The sequence below is a fragment of the Candidatus Babeliales bacterium genome, assembly GCA_040879965.1.
Taxonomy (GTDB): domain Bacteria; phylum Babelota; class Babeliae; order Babelales; family JACPOV01; genus JBBDJI01.
This window is the reverse complement of the sequence record JBBDJI010000009.1, coordinates 50,688-69,797: the sequence shown is the minus strand read 5'-3', so window position 1 is coordinate 69,797 and position 19,110 is coordinate 50,688. Positions and strand designations below refer to the sequence as shown.

19 protein-coding genes and 1 tRNA gene are annotated in these 19,110 nt (G+C 30.5%); 7 read left to right on the top strand and 13 right to left on the bottom strand.

Going from position 1 to position 19,110, the window contains the following annotated elements; translation table 11 throughout:
* The first annotated feature begins 6 nt into the window (after positions 1–6).
* The 5 genes from WDZ41_01735 (at position 7) to WDZ41_01715 (ending at position 4,251) form a co-directional block, all read left to right on the top strand.
* A tRNA-Val gene (locus tag WDZ41_01735) sits at positions 7–81 on the top strand.
* A 30-nt stretch (positions 82–111) separates the two neighbouring features.
* Positions 112–384: a 30S ribosomal protein S15 gene (gene rpsO, locus WDZ41_01730; protein ID MEX0940058.1), complete on the top strand. Its 273-nt coding sequence runs from the start codon at positions 112–114 to the stop codon at positions 382–384.
* Positions 385–418: 34 nt separating this feature from the next.
* Positions 419–2,512, top strand: a complete 2,094-nt coding sequence (gene pnp, locus WDZ41_01725) for a polyribonucleotide nucleotidyltransferase (GenBank protein MEX0940057.1) — start codon at positions 419–421, stop codon at positions 2,510–2,512.
* Positions 2,513–2,519: 7 nt separating this feature from the next.
* Positions 2,520–3,278, top strand: a complete 759-nt coding sequence (gene rph, locus WDZ41_01720) for a ribonuclease PH (protein ID MEX0940056.1) — start codon at positions 2,520–2,522, stop codon at positions 3,276–3,278.
* 7 nt (positions 3,279–3,285) lie between these two features.
* Entirely contained in the window at positions 3,286–4,251 is a 966-nt protein-coding gene (locus WDZ41_01715) for a hypothetical protein (protein MEX0940055.1), read from the top strand.
* A gap of 82 nt (positions 4,252–4,333) precedes the next feature.
* Here WDZ41_01715 and WDZ41_01710 read toward each other — a convergent pair whose 3' ends face one another.
* Genes WDZ41_01710 through WDZ41_01695 form a run of 4 tightly spaced genes read right to left on the bottom strand, consistent with a single transcriptional unit; the run spans position 4,334 to position 7,520 of the window.
* Complete coding sequence (locus tag WDZ41_01710; protein ID MEX0940054.1) at positions 4,334–4,981, bottom strand: DUF502 domain-containing protein; 648 nt, start codon at positions 4,979–4,981, stop codon at positions 4,334–4,336.
* Positions 4,982–5,002: 21 nt separating this feature from the next.
* Positions 5,003–6,319: a hypothetical protein gene (locus tag WDZ41_01705; protein MEX0940053.1), complete on the bottom strand. Its 1,317-nt coding sequence runs from the start codon at positions 6,317–6,319 to the stop codon at positions 5,003–5,005.
* Positions 6,320–6,709 (bottom strand): hypothetical protein, encoded by a 390-nt coding sequence (locus tag WDZ41_01700; GenBank protein MEX0940052.1) that lies wholly within the window; start codon positions 6,707–6,709, stop codon positions 6,320–6,322. It lies immediately after the preceding gene.
* Positions 6,663–7,520, bottom strand: a complete 858-nt coding sequence (locus WDZ41_01695; GenBank protein ID MEX0940051.1) for a hypothetical protein — start codon at positions 7,518–7,520, stop codon at positions 6,663–6,665. The genes WDZ41_01700 and WDZ41_01695 overlap by 47 nt, the downstream gene beginning before the upstream one ends.
* A 118-nt stretch (positions 7,521–7,638) precedes the next feature.
* Between WDZ41_01695 and trpS the strand changes: the two genes are divergently transcribed.
* Positions 7,639–8,643: a tryptophan--tRNA ligase gene (gene trpS / locus WDZ41_01690; protein MEX0940050.1), complete on the top strand. Its 1,005-nt coding sequence runs from the start codon at positions 7,639–7,641 to the stop codon at positions 8,641–8,643.
* A 64-nt stretch (positions 8,644–8,707) separates the two neighbouring features.
* A complete protein-coding gene (locus WDZ41_01685; GenBank protein MEX0940049.1) occupies positions 8,708–9,286 on the top strand; it encodes a hypothetical protein in 579 nt (192 codons plus the stop codon).
* 14 nt (positions 9,287–9,300) lie between these two features.
* Here the strand turns inward: WDZ41_01685 and WDZ41_01680 are convergent, their stop codons facing one another.
* From WDZ41_01680 to hflX, 9 genes are all read right to left on the bottom strand, one after another.
* Positions 9,301–10,038 (bottom strand): hypothetical protein, encoded by a 738-nt coding sequence (locus WDZ41_01680; protein MEX0940048.1) that lies wholly within the window; start codon positions 10,036–10,038, stop codon positions 9,301–9,303.
* Between the two features lie 12 nt (positions 10,039–10,050).
* A complete protein-coding gene (locus tag WDZ41_01675; protein MEX0940047.1) occupies positions 10,051–10,812 on the bottom strand; it encodes a hypothetical protein in 762 nt (253 codons plus the stop codon).
* A gap of 3 nt (positions 10,813–10,815) precedes the next feature.
* Positions 10,816–11,394 (bottom strand): hypothetical protein, encoded by a 579-nt coding sequence (locus WDZ41_01670; GenBank protein MEX0940046.1) that lies wholly within the window; start codon positions 11,392–11,394, stop codon positions 10,816–10,818.
* A 426-nt stretch (positions 11,395–11,820) separates the two neighbouring features.
* Complete coding sequence (locus WDZ41_01665) at positions 11,821–12,840, bottom strand: ankyrin repeat domain-containing protein (protein MEX0940045.1); 1,020 nt, start codon at positions 12,838–12,840, stop codon at positions 11,821–11,823.
* Positions 12,841–12,847: 7 nt separating this feature from the next.
* On the bottom strand, positions 12,848–13,879 hold the full coding sequence (locus tag WDZ41_01660) for an ankyrin repeat domain-containing protein (protein MEX0940044.1): 1,032 nt from the start codon (positions 13,877–13,879) through the stop codon (positions 12,848–12,850).
* Between the two features lie 104 nt (positions 13,880–13,983).
* A complete protein-coding gene (locus tag WDZ41_01655) occupies positions 13,984–16,224 on the bottom strand; it encodes a UvrD-helicase domain-containing protein (protein ID MEX0940043.1) in 2,241 nt (746 codons plus the stop codon).
* An 89-nt stretch (positions 16,225–16,313) separates the two neighbouring features.
* Entirely contained in the window at positions 16,314–17,237 is a 924-nt protein-coding gene (locus WDZ41_01650; GenBank protein MEX0940042.1) for a hypothetical protein, read from the bottom strand.
* Positions 17,238–17,336: 99 nt separating this feature from the next.
* Positions 17,337–17,897: a hypothetical protein gene (locus WDZ41_01645; GenBank protein ID MEX0940041.1), complete on the bottom strand. Its 561-nt coding sequence runs from the start codon at positions 17,895–17,897 to the stop codon at positions 17,337–17,339.
* A 97-nt stretch (positions 17,898–17,994) separates the two neighbouring features.
* Positions 17,995–19,095, bottom strand: coding sequence for a GTPase HflX (gene hflX / locus WDZ41_01640; protein ID MEX0940040.1), 1,101 nt, complete (start codon positions 19,093–19,095; stop codon positions 17,995–17,997).
* Positions 19,096–19,110 lie beyond the last annotated feature (15 nt).

Genomic DNA, 19,110 nt, shown 5'->3' with positions numbered 1-19,110 from the left:
AACAGTAGGCGCGTAGCTCAGTGGCAGAGCACTGCTTTGACGTAGCAGGGGTCAGCGGTTCAAATCCGCTCGTGCCTACCAAGAAGTAATACTTATATGGAGATAAAATAAATGGCAAAAAAAGATATGAAAGACATCAAAATTAATTTAGATGAATTTAAAATAAATGAAAAAGACACTGGTTCTGTTGAAGTGCAAGTTGCACAGTTAACGGAACATATTACGCGTTTGACTGAACATTTTAGATCGCATCCTAAAGATTTTGCTTCAAAAAGAGGAATGATCCAAATGGTTGCAAGAAGGCGCAAATCATTGCAATACTTAGAGCGAAAGAATGTTCAAACTTATAAAACATTGATTGAACGTTTAGGTTTACGAAAATAAATAATAATAAAGTACCAAATAGGGAAAATATAGAATGGTAAAAAAATTTAGCTTGCCAGAATTTAATTATGAAGTGGAGATTGGAAAAGTTGCGGCTCAAGCTGATGGTGCAGCATGGTTTAAATATGGTGAAACGGTTGTACTAGCAACGGCTGTTTCTGCTCCTACTGAAGAATTTCCTGGATTTTTACCATTAACAGTAGATTATCGAGAGCAATTGGCTGCAGCGGGCAAAATACCAGGGGGTTATTTTAAGCGCGAAGGAAGATTAACTGATAAAGAAGTATTAACAAGTCGCTATATTGATCGTGCTATACGGCCTCTATTTCCGGAAAATTATTTTAATCAACTACAAGTTCTTGCTACCGTATATTCTGTAGATAAAGAACATATGCCAAGTGTAGTTGTTTTAGTAGCAGCATCAATTGCGCTTTCAATATCAAAAATACCATTTATGGGGCCTATAGGTGCAGTTGAAGTAGCTCGCGTTGATGGCGAATGGATTTTTAATCCAACTTATTCTCAAACACAAAAATCTGACGTACGTATTGTGGTAGCTGGTACAGATGAAGGTATCAATATGGTTGAAGGTTCTTTGAACGAAGTAAAAGAAGATCAACTTATCGATATTTTATTTAAGGCTCATGATAAAATAAAAAAACAAGTTGCATGGCAAAAAGAAATTCAGCAAGCGCTTAATGTAGAGAAAGAACACACAGATGAAGATGACGCATGGAAAAGAATTCGTAATCATGCCAATTCATTTTTAACTTCTGACCGGCTACGCTCTGTTTTTATTAAAAACAAAGTTGAACGTAATACACTTGTAGATTCATTAAGAGATGAATTTGTAGAACAAGAAAAACAAGAAATTGAAGAAAATGGTATCTCTGCAAAATTAGTTAAATATATGTTTGATAAAGTTTTTGCAGAAAATATATCAAAAGAAATTTTTGCATTAGATAAACGAATTGATGAACGAAAATTTGATGAAATTCGTCAAATTGCAGTTGAAGTAGGCTTACTGCCTTATACGCATGGTTCATCATTGTTTACTCGCGGTAAAACACAAGCTTTAGCAACGGTAACTCTCGGTGGTGGACAAGACCAACAACAAGTTGAAGATTTAATGGGTAATACATTAGAAAAATCATTTATGCTTCATTATAATTTTTTACCATATTCTTCAGGTGAAGTGCGGTTTATGAGAGGACCGGGTAGACGTGAAATAGGTCACGGTTATTTAGCAGTTTCTGCACTTGAGCAAGTGTTGCCATTGAAAAAAGATTTTCCTTATACTATTCGTATTGTAGTAGATATTTTAGAATCAGATGGTTCAACCTCAATGGCTACCGTATGTAGTTCTACTATGGCTCTTATGAATGCAGGTGTTCCTATTCGTAAAATGGTCAGTGGTATTGCAATGGGATTATTACAGAGTCCCGATGGCACTTTTAAAGCATTAAGTGATATTAATGGAGATGAAGATGCTTATGGTCTTATGGATTTTAAAGTGACGGGTACTGATATTGGAATCACCGCAATTCAGATGGATATCAAATACAAAGGTGGGTTACCACGAAAAGTATTTGAACAAGCATTAGCACAATCACGAGATGGTCGGCTTCATATTTTAAAAGAAATGCAAAAAGTTATGACTGAACCAAGTCCGACACTTTCTCATTTAGTACCACAAATTATTTCTTTAAAAATTTCTCCGGATAAAATTGGTGCAATTATTGGTTCTGGCGGAAAAATCATCAAGGATATTACTGAAAAAACCAATACAACAATTGATATTGAAAGTGATGGTACCGTAAATATTTATGGCCAGCCTGAAGCTAAATTTGATGTAGCCGTAAGTTGGGTCAAAGTGTTAGCTGGATTTATTCAGCCCGGTGATATATATAAAGGAAAAATTAAACGTGCTACTGATTTTGGCCTTTTTGTTGAAATAGCACCTGGCCAAGATGGCTTGGTTCATATATCAACTATTCCGCGTGAACAACAAGCAACATTGGCAAAAGATTATCCAATTGATAATGAAGTAATGGTGCAAGTTATAGATTATGATGAAAAAAATGGTCGTATTAGATTACGTTTAATTAATCAAAAAGAAGCTGTTTGAGAGATTTATGCAACGATCACATAATCGTGCTTATAATGAATTACGTCCATTGAATTTAACCTGTGGTATTTCTTCTCATGCTGATGGTTCAGTATTATTTGAAATAGGTAATACTAAGGTTCTTTGTACGGTTTCTTTAACTGGGCAAGTACCAATTTTTTTACGGGGTAGAAAAAAGTGGTGGCTTACCGCATCATATTCATTATTACCTGCTTCTACAAAAAACCGAATAGAACGAGAATCTTTATCAAAAAGAAATGAGCGTTCAATAGAAATTTCTCGTTTAATTGGAAGATCGTTACGATCAGTAGTTGATTTATCTAATAAATTATCAGAAAAAACTGTGCATATAGATTGTGATGTTATACAGGCAGATGGTGGTACACGGACTGCCTGCATAACAGGATCTTTCATAGCCTTAAAGCTTGCTGAGCAAAAATGGTTACAAAAAGGTTTGCTTGAAAGTCCTATTATAACCGAAGAAATTGCTGCAATATCAGTAGGGTTATTAAAAAATGAAATACTGCTGGATATAGATTTTGCAGAAGATAGTAATGTGAAAGCAGATTTCAATTTTGTACTAACTCGTTCTGGAAATGTTGTTGAAATACAAGGATCGGCTGAACAAGAACCAGTTTCATGGCAACAGATTGTTGAAATGCAAGAAGTAGCAGATAATGGGGTAAAAAAGCTTTTAGCATTTATTGATCAAATGATTGATTGCCCAAAAAAATCACCTAAAATATTGCATCTCGAAAACATATAAATTTTATATGGATTTACAAATCTTTTTATCAAAAGCTTCAAACCGATCTTTTTTTTATGATTCCTCAGTTATTATTTTTTCTGGCACTTCTTATCCATTATTATTTTGTTCTTTATTACAACAAAAAATAAGAAATATTACTGAAAATAATTATTGTATTATTGATTTAGAACAAATGGATATTGAACAATTTTGTGCACAAGTAAGTATGCCTTTTTTGGGCTCTACTTTTATATATTGGTGTGGCAATATTGGTTCTTTAGATCAAAATAAAATAAAAATATTTTTAAATTTTTTATCGAATTATAATGGGCCGCATGTGATATGTTTTTTTTATGAAAAAACTACAGAAAAAATGAAAAAAACATGGCTGGCAGTAGAGTTACCTGCACAGATAGATCAAAATCTTTTTTATATACTATATCGCTTTTTATTACCTAATTTTAGTGAAAATAAAAAAAATGTATTGGCTATTTTATTTGAAAAACAAAGTAGCATTAGTTTAGAAGTTGCATGTTTATTAATGCATTATTTTTCATTTTTGAATAAAAATACGGCAGATTATTTTATGCGACATTGGTTTTGCAAAATTGTGATTCCTGATAAATCATTATTCACATTAAGTACTTATTTTTTTGCAAAAAAATCTTCTGCATTTTTAAATACTTGGCAAGTATTATCAACCGAATATCCTGCTATGTTTTGGTTGTCTTTTTGGTCTGATCAATTATTTAAAGCTGCTCATTTTGTAAAATTAGCACGAAAAAATGATTTTTTATCAGCTAAAAAAATAGCCTATCGGTTGCCATTTCCATTTATAAAAAAAGATTGGCAATTATATCAAGCGGTAGAACTTATGCATGCACATCATTTTTTGTATGACTTAGATTATCATATAAAAAATGGCGGCTCTGAAATATATCTTGATCTATTTTATGCGCAGTTTTTTTCTAATAATTTTGCAAACAATTAATCCAGTTTTAATATCCATAACAGGCAAAAAATTGCTGGCAGAGCTATAATAAATGTAACATCTGGCTTAATAGTAAGTTCAATTAATCGATGGTAGTCTCATTCTTTAGAAAACGTTCTGGCTGTATAATGCCACCAGATATGATTAATGACATTGCTTCTTGGCGTGTAATATCAATAGTCGTAAAATCCCCTTCAGGAACAATTATCAAAAAACCAGTGGTCGGGTTTGGTGTGGTGGGAATATAAATAGTAAAATATTTTTTGTCTGTGTCAGGTGCCATTTCTGGTGCTACTTCTCGGGTCAAGAAGCCTAAGCTATGAATACCATGACGGGGAAATTCAACGAGTACTACTTGCTTGAAAGTTAACTTTTCAGGAATCGTAAAAGCCTGTACCAATTGCTTTATACCAGAATATACAGGGTTCATTAGTGGAATTTTAAAAAAAACCGATTCAATAAGATTTACAAATGAACGGATAAAAAAGGTTCTAAAGATAGCGCCGATAAGTAAAATGAGAATTAAAACAAGAATAATTTCTGAATGAGGAATGCGTTGAAGATATTCTGGCTCTAAAGCATAAATTGGTGTAAGCCAGTTTTTCAGCAAATGAAAAAAGAATGCAAACAAGGCAAGAGTTAAAGTAATAGGTAAGATGGTTAATAATCCATCAAGAAAAATTATTTTGATATAATTAAATGTTTTGCTAAAGATCTCATTTTTTTTCATTTTTTTTTGGCTCCAGTTATTTTATGAAAGCTCTTGTTGTAATTTCTTAGATAGATTCGTACAGATGTATTCTGCATGTTGAGAATCATCATCTTCTACCATAATACGAAGCACCGGCTCAGTTCCAGAATATCGTATTACTAGGCGACCTTCATGTAATTGAGTTTTGCTTGTAGTAATAATATCAGAAAAAGGAGGTTGATCTAAATCTTTTTTGTTATTGACTGGGATAGCCATTTGTATTTGGGGGAATTTGCTAAAAGTAATCATCTCCCAATTGTTTGTTTTATATATTGTTTCAAGAATTCTTAACGTAGTAAAAATGCCATCTCCCGTTGGCAAATAATCGCGCATAATAATATGGCCGGATGGTTCTCCTCCAAGATAAAGATTATGTTGTAATAATTGTTCAGTAATATATTTATCACCTACTTGAGTACGCATTAAAATTTTATTTTGTTTTTTTAAAAAAATTTCAAATGCTTTATTGGTCATTATTGTACCTACGATCATGTTTTCATGAATATATTGAGGATGTGATAAAAGAAGGGCTAAAATATCATCACCATTCTTATAATCGCCTTGTGCATTTACTGCAATAACTCGATCACCGTCACCATCAAAAGCAAAACCAATATCCGCTTTGTATTGTATAACTGCTTTTCTTAAATTATTTGGGTATAATGTGCCACATTTTTTATTAATATTTAAGCCATTAGGAGTATTTGATAATGGGATAACCTGTGCTCCAAGCTTTTCAAAAATTTGTGGTGCAATGATATATGTAGCACCATGCGCACAATCTAATACAATTTTTTTTCCTTTTAAAAAATTAGGAGGAAAATATGATAAAATATGTTCAATGTATACTTCTTGTAAAGATTCAGAAAATAGACTACCGAGATTATTATAATTCCAACTTTGTTCGTTCAAAAAATATTTAGTAATTGTTTCTTCATCACTTGCTGATAATTTCCCCGATTGCTTATTCATAATTTTGATACCATTGTCGTAATAGGGATTATGAGATGCAGAAATCATAATAGCACAATTAAACTTTTCTTTATTTTTTAGTATTGATGCGAGTGCAGGCGAAGGAACGATTTGTGTATCATAAATTTTTAAGGGATGTAGTAATAATCCAGCTTGTAATGCTGTTTTTAAAGTTGCGCATGAAATACGCGTGTCATGCCCAAGAAGTACAGTGCTTTGTGAACCATATTTTTTTATGATCCATTTACCAATGGCGTTGCCTAATTGTATAATGATTGGTGAAGTAAAAGGAAATTTGCCAAAAATCCCCCGTATGCCATCAGTGCCAAATATATTTTTATTCATTTAAATTTTTTCCGCTTTTTCAACTGTAATTGTTAGTTGTGGTGGTATATAGTGTACCAATTTAATGCTTTCAGGTAAAAATAAATTATTTTGTTTTATCTGAATTGTTTGTTTGCCAAGATTAAGGTTATCGCTATCAATATGAATAGCGAGATTTGTAAAATTTAATGACCATAAATCGGATCGTTTACAATAAAGTTGCAGAGAAACCGTTTCTGGTGCAAGAATTTTTTTTTCCGTAACATTTCCATAAAAATAAAGAGGAATTGGATGAGTAATAGTTATTAATTGATTTTGGTTTAATAATATCCAGATGCAATAACCAATAATTAATGAACATACTTTAAGGTTGAGTTTGCTTGAAATGATTTGTTTTATTGAAATATTCATGAATAGTACTTCCTTTTTTCTTGCAAGAAGCTAATTGAAGATATTGTTGCAAAATATTTAATGCATTATATGCCGTTAATTCTTCAATTACTTTTCCTTGCGCAATGATCTGAAATGTTTTATTTTCTTGCGAATAACTAATTCCTATAGTATCTGTTTTTGAGGTATGCTTTATAGTATCAAAAAGCCATTGTTCATGTAGTGATGTATTCTCTAATCGGTGTTCATATACATGCTGCTTCCATGTGCAATCATAAGCGATAAGAGTGCCATGGTAATTCATTAAAATAAAACTATTCTGATTTGCTGAAGGCTTTTCAAAAACTAAAGAAAGCACTGATTGATGGAATGGTGCATTAAATTTACATGGCATTTTTATAAATGGTTCAATATGATCATATTTTTCGATAATGATTTTTAAAGAAATATTATTGTTTAAATGAAGCAGCGTTTGAAAAAGAGTGATCGTCCAATTGGCAACTTCTTTATCTTTAATGGGTTTAATGCTGCGTTTAGTGATATAATTGCGCTGTAAAAGTTCTTGATGCATAAGCATAAAAAGCATTACCAAAGCTGGTCCGTAAGAAAATAAAAACGTAGCAATAGTTGGTAAAGGCAATAAAATACTTATGCTTCCAAGTATGCAAAAAGCATATACATAATAAATAAATGTGTTTGATTTATCGTTAACAAGCCAATGAGAAAAGATATAAATGCACCAAGAAAAAAAAATAATTTCTATAAAATCGCGTATTCCCAGAATGCCGACATAAATAGCATAATTTTGAATATAATCAAAAATATAATGCATACTTCTCCTTTATTTTTTCAACATAAACAAAATCTATTTAAATTGTAAAAGGTAATGAAGGTAAAAAGATTTAATCTCAGATTATGATACACTTACTTATTATGCTAAAGGAAATACTATGAATAAAAAACCAATTGTTTTGACTGGAGATCGGCCAACTGGGCCATTACATTTAGGACACTATATTGGCAGTTTAGCCAATAGATTAATTTTACAGCAAACTGCACAACAATATGTGATGATCGCTGATGTGCAAGCATTAACTGATAATTATGAGAATCCACAAAAAATTAGACAAAATGTATTAGAAGTTGCATTGGATTATTTAGCGGTCGGAATTGATCCTGAAAAAAGTACTATTTTTATTCAATCAATGATTCCTGAATTATTTGAACTTACCGTATATTATTTAAACTTAGTTACTATCAGCAGATTAAAGCGAAATCCTACGGTGAAAACCGAAATTAAACAAAAAGGGTATGGCGAAAGTATTCCGGCCGGTTTTTTTATGTACCCCGTTAGTCAGGCGGCTGATATTACTTTTATTAAAGCAAATATAGTGCCTGTAGGTGAAGATCAATTACCAATGATTGAGCAAACAAATGAAATTGTACGTTCATTCAATCGAATTTATAAATGTGATGTATTAGTTGAGGCAGAAGCATTAGTTCCAAAAGTAGCGCGGTTACCTGGAATCGATGGAAAAGCAAAAATGAGCAAATCACTTGGTAATGCTATATTTCTTTCTGACGAGCCAGATGAATTAAAAAATAAAATTATGAAAATGTATACCGATCCTGATCATATTCATGTGAATGATCCAGGAAAAATTGAAGGTAACGTAGTATTTGAATATTTAGATGTATTTGATTCAGATAAAGAAAAAGTAGCCGAGCTAAAAGAACATTATCAACGTGGCGGTTTAGGCGACGTTACGGTAAAAAAATATTTATTTGAAGTTCTAAATGCTTTCTTAACGCCAATTAGAGAAAAACGAAAAGAATTAGCCCAAGATAAAAAATCGGTTATGAATATTCTATTAGAAGGTACTGCAAAAACACAAAAAATAGCAAAACAAACAATGCACCAAGTCAGGCAAGTAATGTACTTAGATTATCAATAATCTTTTTTTAGCATGTCATGTTATGCTAAATTTGCTTAATAATGAGAATATAAGGGGGAAAGTAATGAAGAATAAATATATCTCGGGCGCGATTATTGGCATAATTTTATTAGCACTTTTTGGCATCGCATTGTGGGCGTTTTGGCGACAAGCATATAGAAGAAATGATCTTTTAATTGCTGATCATGTGACAGAACTTGCTGAAATTTTTAATCAGATTCATGAAACATGCGGTATCCTAAGTTTTGAACACCAAAGAGATTATATTGATTTTCTGAATGTAATTGCTTTTGAAGGATCTGAAGTTGGCCCAATGAATTTAAAATATCCTGAAAAATGGCGTGGACCTTATCTTAAAGATAATCCTACTATGCAAGAAAAGTATTATCAAATTGCCCAAACTAATCAGGGATATTTTGTAGTACCAGGTCCTGGGGTAGTACTAAACAATGGCAAGGTTATCGGCAAAGATATAAAATTTGATAAAGACGCTGATATTAAAAATATGATTCAACCCGGTGGCGTATTGGATTTTCAAGGTAGGCCACTTGCTGTACAAATTATGGCTGGGCCAATAGCAGAAATTCCAGCTGGACAAACAGTTGATGCTCAAATAATACGCGATCGACTAAAACAAATGTAGAGAAAATAGTACTCTTATTCTCCGGGGTTTAAACCAGTTAAAAATTGATCAAAGTCGATATCATTTCGGGTGATTGTTTTTTCATCAAATGTTTTTCGTACTTTAACCGTTTCTTTTTCTTTGGTGATGTCTCTTGTTACTACTTGTTTTGCAATATAACGGATATGAATAGAGGTTATATTAATGGGGCGCTGGGTATTGGGTAATATATTCTTTGATAAAAAGCTACCATATGGGTTAAATGCAAAGTTTAATTGATACCAAACAACATTAGAAGTCCCTCCAGGAATAAAGTTTGCCAGTAAGGCTTCGAAATCTCCTTTACTAAAATAAAGGTCATAATTTAGATAAGAAGCGAGATTAGTTAAGCTAAATTGAATAGACGTATCTAATTGTCCACCTAAATAAGAAATGACTACAGTAGCTAAATTTTGCGTAGCACCGAGCGGTTGTATAATTAATTGATTTTTATCATCAAGCAGTGTGCCATCTTTTGATTGGGGCTTTAATATAAGGTCTTGGCACATGTTTGGTGAATAAGCATTTTTTTGCTCTAAGCATTGTTGAAAATATTTTTCTATTATATTATTAGTTCCTTTTTTTAATAAAATTCCTGGGTGATTTTTAAAAGTATATAAAATATTTTTTTCTGTGCTATCAATGGTTATGTTTCCCAGTTGAATATCAATATTATATGCTTTGCTTGTTATAAGTAGCATGCAGGTGATAAAAATTATTTTCACTTTTTTCATTATAATCCTTTTTTATTTTTGAGGAGTTAAACCCGTTAAAAATTGATCAAAATTTAGATTATTACGAGTAAAAACTGTTTCTACCCAGACATATTCTGGTTTTGCAAATACAGGATGGCCATATTGATGTTTGATAGGTGCATATGATTTTGGAATTTTTATTCTTTTATAACGGACAACAATTGATGTAATATCTATGGGCCGTTGACTATCTTTGACTATTTCATCTGATAGAAAGCTACCATAAGGATTAAATGCAAAATTTAATTGATACCAAGCAATATCTTTTTTTTCTCCAGATATTTGTCCTGAAAGCAGTTTAAAAAGTAATCTTTCAAATTCTTTTGTATCAAAGTATAAATCATAATTAAGGTATGTAGAAAGATTAGTTACGCTAAACTTGAGAATTGTATTTAATTCATCGCTTAAATAGTTGATTATAACGGTAGCAAATTTTTGACCAGGATATAATGGTTCAATAATTAATTGATTGTTTTTATTTAACAATTTGCCGTTTTCTGATTGAGGAAGTAAAAGAGCTTTTTTACAGATACCAGATTCGCTGTAATTTATTTTTTGTAAGCAGTCTTCAAAAAATTTAGATATTATTGCATTTTTTCCTGGTTTTAATAAAACTGTTGGATGATTTTCAAAGGTATATAAAATATTTTTTTCTGTGCTGTCAATTATTATATTTCCCAGTTGAATATCAATGGCTTGCATAATATTTAAACTAAAAATAAGTATTAAAAATATATATTTATTTTTCATCATTTATTACTCAATTTTTTTCAGTTGTTTATAGAGTTCATCTAATTTTTTTCTAAGTTCAGTTGCTTCTGGGTCAGTTAGTTCTCTTTTTTTTAATTTTTCGATAGTTTCATCTGATTGTTTTGATAGAGGAGCAAATCTATTTTGTAGTTCTTTAGTAAGACGTGCAGATTCGATTTTTAATTCAGTTATTGTTTTACTACTTGCTGATCGTGTAATATTTTCGAGAGTTTTAATTTGTTTTTTTAATTCATTTATTTTTTTTGTTTTGGCAGGCTCTTTTAATTCTGGTGTTTCGAACTCAAGTAGAACTATTTTTTGATTAAGTTTATTAATTTGTGATTTTATTGGCTTAACAGCATCAAATTCTTTTTGAAGAGCATCCCAATTTTTTTTATATTCTACAAGTAATGCCTTTATTTTTTCTTTAATTTTTTCTCGTTCTTTTGATTCAGGCCAATCTTTTTCTATTTTTTTAAGTTTTTGTTTGATTTGATATATCTGTTGTTGTAATTCCTTTTGAAAGACTTGGCAATATGAGCCTGAAAAAGCAAAAAACATTACAACTAAAGCAATTTTTTTCATTATAAACCTTGTTTTTATGTTCTATTCTATTATGAATTTATCATAAATTTACCCCTAAAAACAAGCCTTTGCTCTTGTTGGATTTAGTTTCGCGTTAAGATTGTGTATATGCCCAAAAAAATTACTGTTAACAGGCTTTCTGTGCTAAAATTTTTAAGGATACAAAAAAAGCCTCTTTTTATGTTTAAAAAATAAACTTTATTAATTTAACAATCCTTTTTGTTTTGTTGTTTTTTTTGGCGAATTTTGGCAATTGAGATCAAAAATCGAAAAAGTATTAGAAATAATGTAGTTTTTCTCATTTTTTTCCTAAATTTTTTATTATTCTATTATAAATTTTAATAAAAATTTAGGTTAATATGCAATGCTTTTATTTTTTTATTCGAATTTTTTAGGGTATGATTTATGTAACAAGACCTTTTGCGACTATTTTTTATATTCGTTCAATATTTTAATGATATTTTCATTATCTTGTGCAATATCAAGTGCTGATTTTTTTTCATTGTTTTTTACATTTATATTAATATTAGGATTAGAAAGCAGATATTTAATCATATTTTCATCATTAGATGATACGGCATAAATAAGAAATGTGTTGCCTTGAGAATCGGTTGCATTAATATTGCCTCCAAGTGCAAGATATGTATTTATAATATTAGGTAGTAGAGGTATCGCATTTGCCTCATCTAAATGGAATAAAGTGGTCATAAAATCACGTAATTTATAAATTATCATAGTGTGTTCGAATATTTTATCTAGTGTGATTTTTTCTTCTTGAATTTTATTTTGTAACCAATGTTTAGCGCCAGAAAGTAATGATGATAAAAATAGGGCCAGTTCCCATTCAGGAGCAGGAGGGATCTCTTCTTTTCTGATCTTATTTTGGAATGTTATTATTATTGTGTGAATTGTTTCTTGGTTGTTAATTAAGCTATCTAATTGTTCATTAATTCGTGTTAAATAATGTAGGTTTTTTAATGCTTCATTAAAATTTCGCGCATTATTTATTATGTCAGATACAACTTTATTGATATTTTTTTCATTAATATTCTCTTGCAACCATGCTCGTGCTCCAGGAAGCGATATTAAAGAAAGTGCATATTGCCAATCTTCTTTAGTTCGTTGCGCTATATTTTTTTCATCTTTTTCTTTGAGTATATTTATAACTTTTTGTATTGTTATTGGATCATTAACCCAATCACGTAAATCTTTATCAACTCTTACGATTGCATGTAGATTTTTTAATGTTTCATTGAGGTCTTCCGAAATTGCTACAACTTGCAGTATTATTTTTTGTTTTAATTCAGGAGGTAATAGTTCAAAATCAGAAAACGAAATATCAGCGATTTGTGTAATATCTATTTCGCCGCCTACTTTTATGCCATAGTTGTAAAAGATAGACAATGAAAACCATATTAAAAAAAATACTTTTTTTATATTATTCATATTTTTTTTATTTTTTATGCTGTTCTAATAGCTTTATTATTTCTTTATTGCCTAGTTCGTTTGCAATTTGAAGTGCAGTTTTCGATTTGCCAAATAATGTTTTCTTTTTATTTTTTAATGCTAAATTAATTTCTGGTTGTGTAAGAAGGTATTTAACAAGCTCAACATTGTCTTGCATTACAGCATACATCAATAGGGTGTTACCATCTGTGTCTTGAAAGTTTATATTATTATTAGTTAATTCTAAATAAGTTTGTATAATTCCAGAAATAATTGGTTCTCTAATTACTGCATTATCAATATTTGGATGAGTTTCACCTAAATATAAATTTGCAATAAATTTATTTATTTCTTTAATAGTAACATTTTCTTGAATTAATAAATCGGTTAACCAATTTTTAGCACCAGGAAGTGAATGTAAAAATAAGGCAAAGTGCCATTTTTGGGCGCTAGCTATTCCCTTTTTTCTTACTTTGGCTTGAAATAGTTTTAATATTGTTTCAATTTTAGATTGATTGTTAATTGATTCATTTAATTTTGTATTATTTTTTGTTAAGTGATGTAAATTTTTTAATGCTTTATCAAAATTTTGAGCATTGTTTATTAATTGGGAGATTACTTCATTAATATTATTTTCATCAATCTTACTTTGCAACAATCTTCTAGCTCCAGGAATTGATATTAAAGAAAGAGCATATAACCAATCTTCTTTAATTTCGCTTTCTCGTTTTTGATTTTTTTCTTTGAGTACATTTATTATTGCTTGTATTGTTACTGGATTATTAATTAAATTATTTAATTCTCTGTTAATTAATGAAATCGAGCGCAAGTCTTTTACTACTTCATTTAAATTTGCAGAATCTTCTACTATGTTTAATATTAGCTTACGCTTTATATCTTTAGGTAATGTTTCAAAGGTTGCCAGAGGGATATCGCCGATTTGCGAAATACCTATTTCACCTACTTCCATACCATAGTTATTACAAAAAGCTGAAGTTAAAATTCCGGTTAAAAGAAATATTTTTTTTAAATTATTCATAAGCTCTCCTTAAATATAACTCTCTTATTTTCAAATATACTATATATAGAGCGGCAAGTTCAATAGAAAGATGCTTAAATACAGGTTTTTCAGGGGTGGGTAGGTTATGAAGAAAGAAAGGAAGAATCAATTTTTTTGATGCCAGATTTAAAAAGTGCCGTAATAAATACTTTATCTTTGCCTTGTTCTTCAACTTTTTTGATAATACCAACGCCGAATTTTATATGTTTTACCGTTTGATTTTTTTGCCAAAAAGTAGCTGATTTCAAGCTTTTTGATGAAGATGATTTTTTTATTTTTTCTGTAAGGTTTTGCGTTAAAGTATTAAAAGTTAATACACTAGAAGATGTTTTATTGCCAAGCCAATCAGAAAAAAATGCTTGGATTTGAATATTATTCCAATGTGATGTATCAATAGTAGGTGCTAAATGATTTGGCACTTCATCTAAAAAACGAGACGGTAATTGATCAGTCATATTGCCAAATGAATTACGATAACGAGCATTTGTTAAAAGTAAACGTTCTTTTGCACGGGTAATACCAACATAAAAAAGCCGTCGTTCTTCTTCAATGCAAGAAGGATCATTAATTGAACGAAAACTAGGGAATATTCCTTCTTCTAATCCTGATAATACAATAGTATCAAACTCTAAGCCTTTTGCAGCATGTAAGGTCATGAGTTTTACCGTATTTTCAGTTTCTTCTTGTTTGTGCATTTTTTCTTGCATTAAGGCTACTTCTGCCAAAAATAGCTCAATAGTATTGATGCCAATTTGTTCAAAGTGATGCGCTGCTCGAATAAGCTCTTTAATATTTTCAGTTTTTGTTTCTGCATCTTCTTTATCAAAAGCATTTTTCAAATAACCAAAATAATTAATTTTAGCTACAATACTTTCAATAGTTTTATGTGGGCCATCATAGATACTATATTCTTCAAAAGTTCGTGTAAATGAAGCAAGTGCGGCTTGTTTAACACCCGCAACCGAATCTGTTTTAATAAGTTCTTGTGCACAATCAATAAATGTATGAAACGGTTGTTCATTCCAACGGTTATAAAATAGTTCTTGAAATTTATCACCAAGACCGCGTAATGGGCAGTTAATGGCGCGGAAAAAAGAGATGCGATCAAATGGATTAGCAATTAATCGTAAATAGGCCAAAATATCTTTAATTTCTTTTCGTTCATAAAATTGAATACCACCAATAATTTTATAAGGAATTGAGTGGCGAATTAATGCTTCTTCAAGTGTTCGTGATTGATAATGTGCACGATATAAAATGGCACATGAATTCACTGTATCTTTTTTTTCCAATTGCTTAAGGAATTCAGCAATTACTTCACTCTCTTGATAACCAGACATGCAACGAACAATATGTATACGATTTTTTGCCTTTTTTTCAGACCATAAATTTTTGGGATTTCGTTGCTGATTATGATTAATAACTTGGTTTGCAATTTCTAAAATTGGTTGAACTGAGCGATAATTTTGTTCAATTTTTATCAATGTAGTTTTTGCAAAATCTTTGCTAAAATGTAGCATGTTTTCTACCGTAGCACCACGCCATGAATAAATTGATTGATCTTCATCGCCGACTGCACATAAAGAATCAATAATGAGTTTGTTTTTTTGTTTTGCCATTGCTTTAAGTAATGCATGTTGCGTAATGTTGGTATCTTGATATTCATCAACTAAAATATGACGAATTGTTTCTTGATGCTGAGTAACAAATTCAGAATTTTTTTTAAATAATGTGAGCACTTCCAATAATAAATCATCAAAATCAAGACACTTACTTGCTTTTTTTTCTCGTTCATATTCGATTAACAATTCACGAATTGAAGGGTCGGTAAACAGATGTTCAGTTTGCGAGCTAACCGCACTATTTTTATACATACTGAGTTGATAAGATAAATTCTTAGCCGATATTCGTTTTTCAAAACCAGATTTTTTTATGATGCTTGAAAGCAGCTGTTGTTGATCATCGCTATCAATAATAGTAAATGATGGGTAATCTAATAATTTGGCATTTGTTTTGAGCAATTGTAAGCAATAAGAATGAAACGTGCCTATAAAAGGTTTAATGCCGGTGGGTAAAAATTGATGAATTCGTTCTTTCATTTCTCCGGCTGCTTTATTAGTAAAAGTCAGCGCAATAATTGAACGCGGATCAATTTTTTCATTAATCAAAAGATTTAGAATACGTGCGGTAATAACACGTGTTTTACCTGAACCGGCACCAGCGATAACTAAAAGTGGACCTTTTTTATGTAAAACCGCTTTTTGTTGTGCTGCATTTAAATGATTGTTAAAAAATTCGTCAAACGAAATTTTTGATGTTTTCATAATGGTAAGTGTAACGTTTTTTTTTAATTTGATAAATAAAAAAAGCCGTAGTTTTTGGCTACGGCTTTTTGAGGATATAAGTTAATAATTTATCTTAATTTAAAATAATCAGACCAAGTGTAAGTATGATTATTTTTGCGATCTTCCATTTTTTGTTTTGTTGCTTCTAATTCTGTTAATTGTTGTTTTAATTGATTGCTTGTATTCAATAAGTTTAGAATTTTTTCTTGAAGTTGCATACGTTGGTCTAATACTGTTCTTTCAGCATTTAATTTTGTGTTCAAATCATTATGTTGTTGATCGAGTTCAGACAAACGAGCTTTTAAATCTTTAATTTGTATATTAATTTTATTAATTTTATTTTCTTGGGCTTTTTCTAAATAAGTATTAGCTTGTTCAATAAGTGTCAATTCATTTAATAAATACAATTCTTTTTCTGATTTTGTGCGACGTTGTTCTTGTAAATTTTCAAGATTCTTTTTTGTTTCGATTATTTTTTGTTCTAAGTTAGAAATATCATTTTTAACTGAAGTTGTTTCTTGTAAAAGTGTAGTATGGCGACCTTCATTTCTAATTTTTTGAAGTGCGCGTTTTCGTACAATTTCATAGTCGGATATTTCTTTTTCTGTATCACTCAATTCATCGGCGCAGCCATAAGTTGTATCTTTAATTGATTGGCGATCGCCTTTTTTATTTAAATTATCATACATATTTTTTAGCGTGGTATCTACCGTGCTAATTTTTGAAGGATTGCTAGTTTTGACGGCAATTCCAGCAAAAATTAATTTTTTAGCTGCCTCACAACGATCGTCTTTTTTCTTGTGTACTAGATTAAATTTTTTTTTGCAATCTTCGAAATTTTTCCATTTTGTGAGAGTAGAATCCGGTTCCATCAAAATTTCTTTTTTTTCACGAGGCATGCCTGATGTTACATCTTTTGTTAGCATGGCATTCAAGTTAGAAGAAAAGAAAATTGAAAAGATATTAAAAAAAAGATAAGCACTTTTTTTCATGAAGACTCCTTTTTTTTAGAATTGAATATTCTTAAAAGGTATACACTATTTTTTGGAATCTGTACAGGGAAGAAAATAATGTCATTAATAAAGCTAATTTTAGGGCTTATTTTTTTTAATCAATTCTTTATAAGCGAGAATTCCCATAACCTGATTAGCTTCTGTTTCAGTTTCTTCTTTTGAGTGGCGTAATTGATTTATATATTCTTCTGCTTTTTTTAGTTCAGAATCAATTAAAGAAGTACGTTTTGATGCTTGTTTATGTTTTTCTTTCAATCTTAGTGTATCAAAAGGGTTTTCCTCTTCTATTTTTTTGCGAGACTTTCGTCTTTGTAACTTTTGATTTACATTAAATGCATCATCACCAAAACATTCACTCTTTTCTCTTTTTACAGGAGGTAAAGCAGAATAAGAAGATGATTTTGGTCTTGAAGTTGGTTTCTGGGGTTGTTTTTCATTAGTTAATTTTTTTATTTTAGATTCAAATATTTTTTTTCTTTCTTCTATTGAAGGCCAGCTTTGAGAAGTAGATATATTTTCTTTGGGTATTTGAATGGGAATAGTTCGAATTGATACTTTACGCGATATTCTTTTGTTTGTTTCCATAGAAAAACAAGTGCGTGAAATTATGAATATTAAAGGAATTAATATTTTTTTCATGGAGCGATCCTCTTTTAAGCGTTTCAAGATTATACCACAATAAAGCTCCCAAGATTATAAAATATGTAAAAAAATTTTAACAAAAAAATAAAGTGGTTTATAAAACACTATCAATATAGTCAATTAGTGGAGCTAATCCTTTTTTATTAAGTGCAGATACCGCTACATGTGGCTGGTAACGCTTCATTTGCTCAATAAGTTCAGGACTAATATTTACTTTATCTATTTTATTAAACACAAAAAGCATATCTTTATCGATGTCGAGTTCATGCAAAATTTGTAATACTACATCAATATGAGATTTCCAACTTGGATCTGAAATATCGACTACATTGAGCAAAAGATCAGCATACTGCAATTCATGAAGAGTTGATTTAAATGCATCAATAAGATGAGGAGGTAATAATTGAATAAAGCCAACGGTATCAGAAATTAATCCCTTTTTTTTACCGTTAATATATAATTCTCGGGTAGTGGTATCTAGTGTGGCGAATAATTTATCTTCAGCCAACACATCACTTTTTGTTAAGGCATTTAAAATAGTTGATTTACCAGCATTAGTATAACCAACTAAACATACCAATGGTATTTGACTTTTAATGCGCCGTTTTCGCTGAGTTTCTCTGACTTGTTCAAGGTTTTTTAATTCTTTTTTTAAGCTGATGATGCGTTGATCAAGATAGCGTCGTTCGCGTTCTTTCATGGTTTCGCCAAATCCACCACGCAATCCAAGTATACCAGATTGCTGCGCTAAAAATTTTCCTTTTCCTGCAAGACGGCTTTTTTGATGTTCAAGCATTGCAATAGCAACTTGCGTTTTACCTTCTGCAGATACCGCCGCTTTTTCAAAAATTTCTAAAATAAGTTGTGTACGATCAAATATTCTTACATCTAGATAGTTACTTAAATTTCGTTCTTGTTGTGGAGTAAGTGGCTCAGAAAATAAAACTTCATCTATCTTTTTTTCTTCACAAATTTGCTTTATTTTTTCTAAATGCCCTTTGGTCACAAAAGTACCGGGCTCAACAGTACGCAATTTAAAAAAAATGGTATCAGTATATGCTACTTGATTTGTTCTTACTAATGTCAAAAATTCATCATAATAAGAATCAATATCATTCGTTTTGTTATATGGTGCATGAACACCTATTACTAATAAGCGTGGATGTTCATGTACATCCGTAGATTTTTTTGCCATTGGGATATCTTTTTT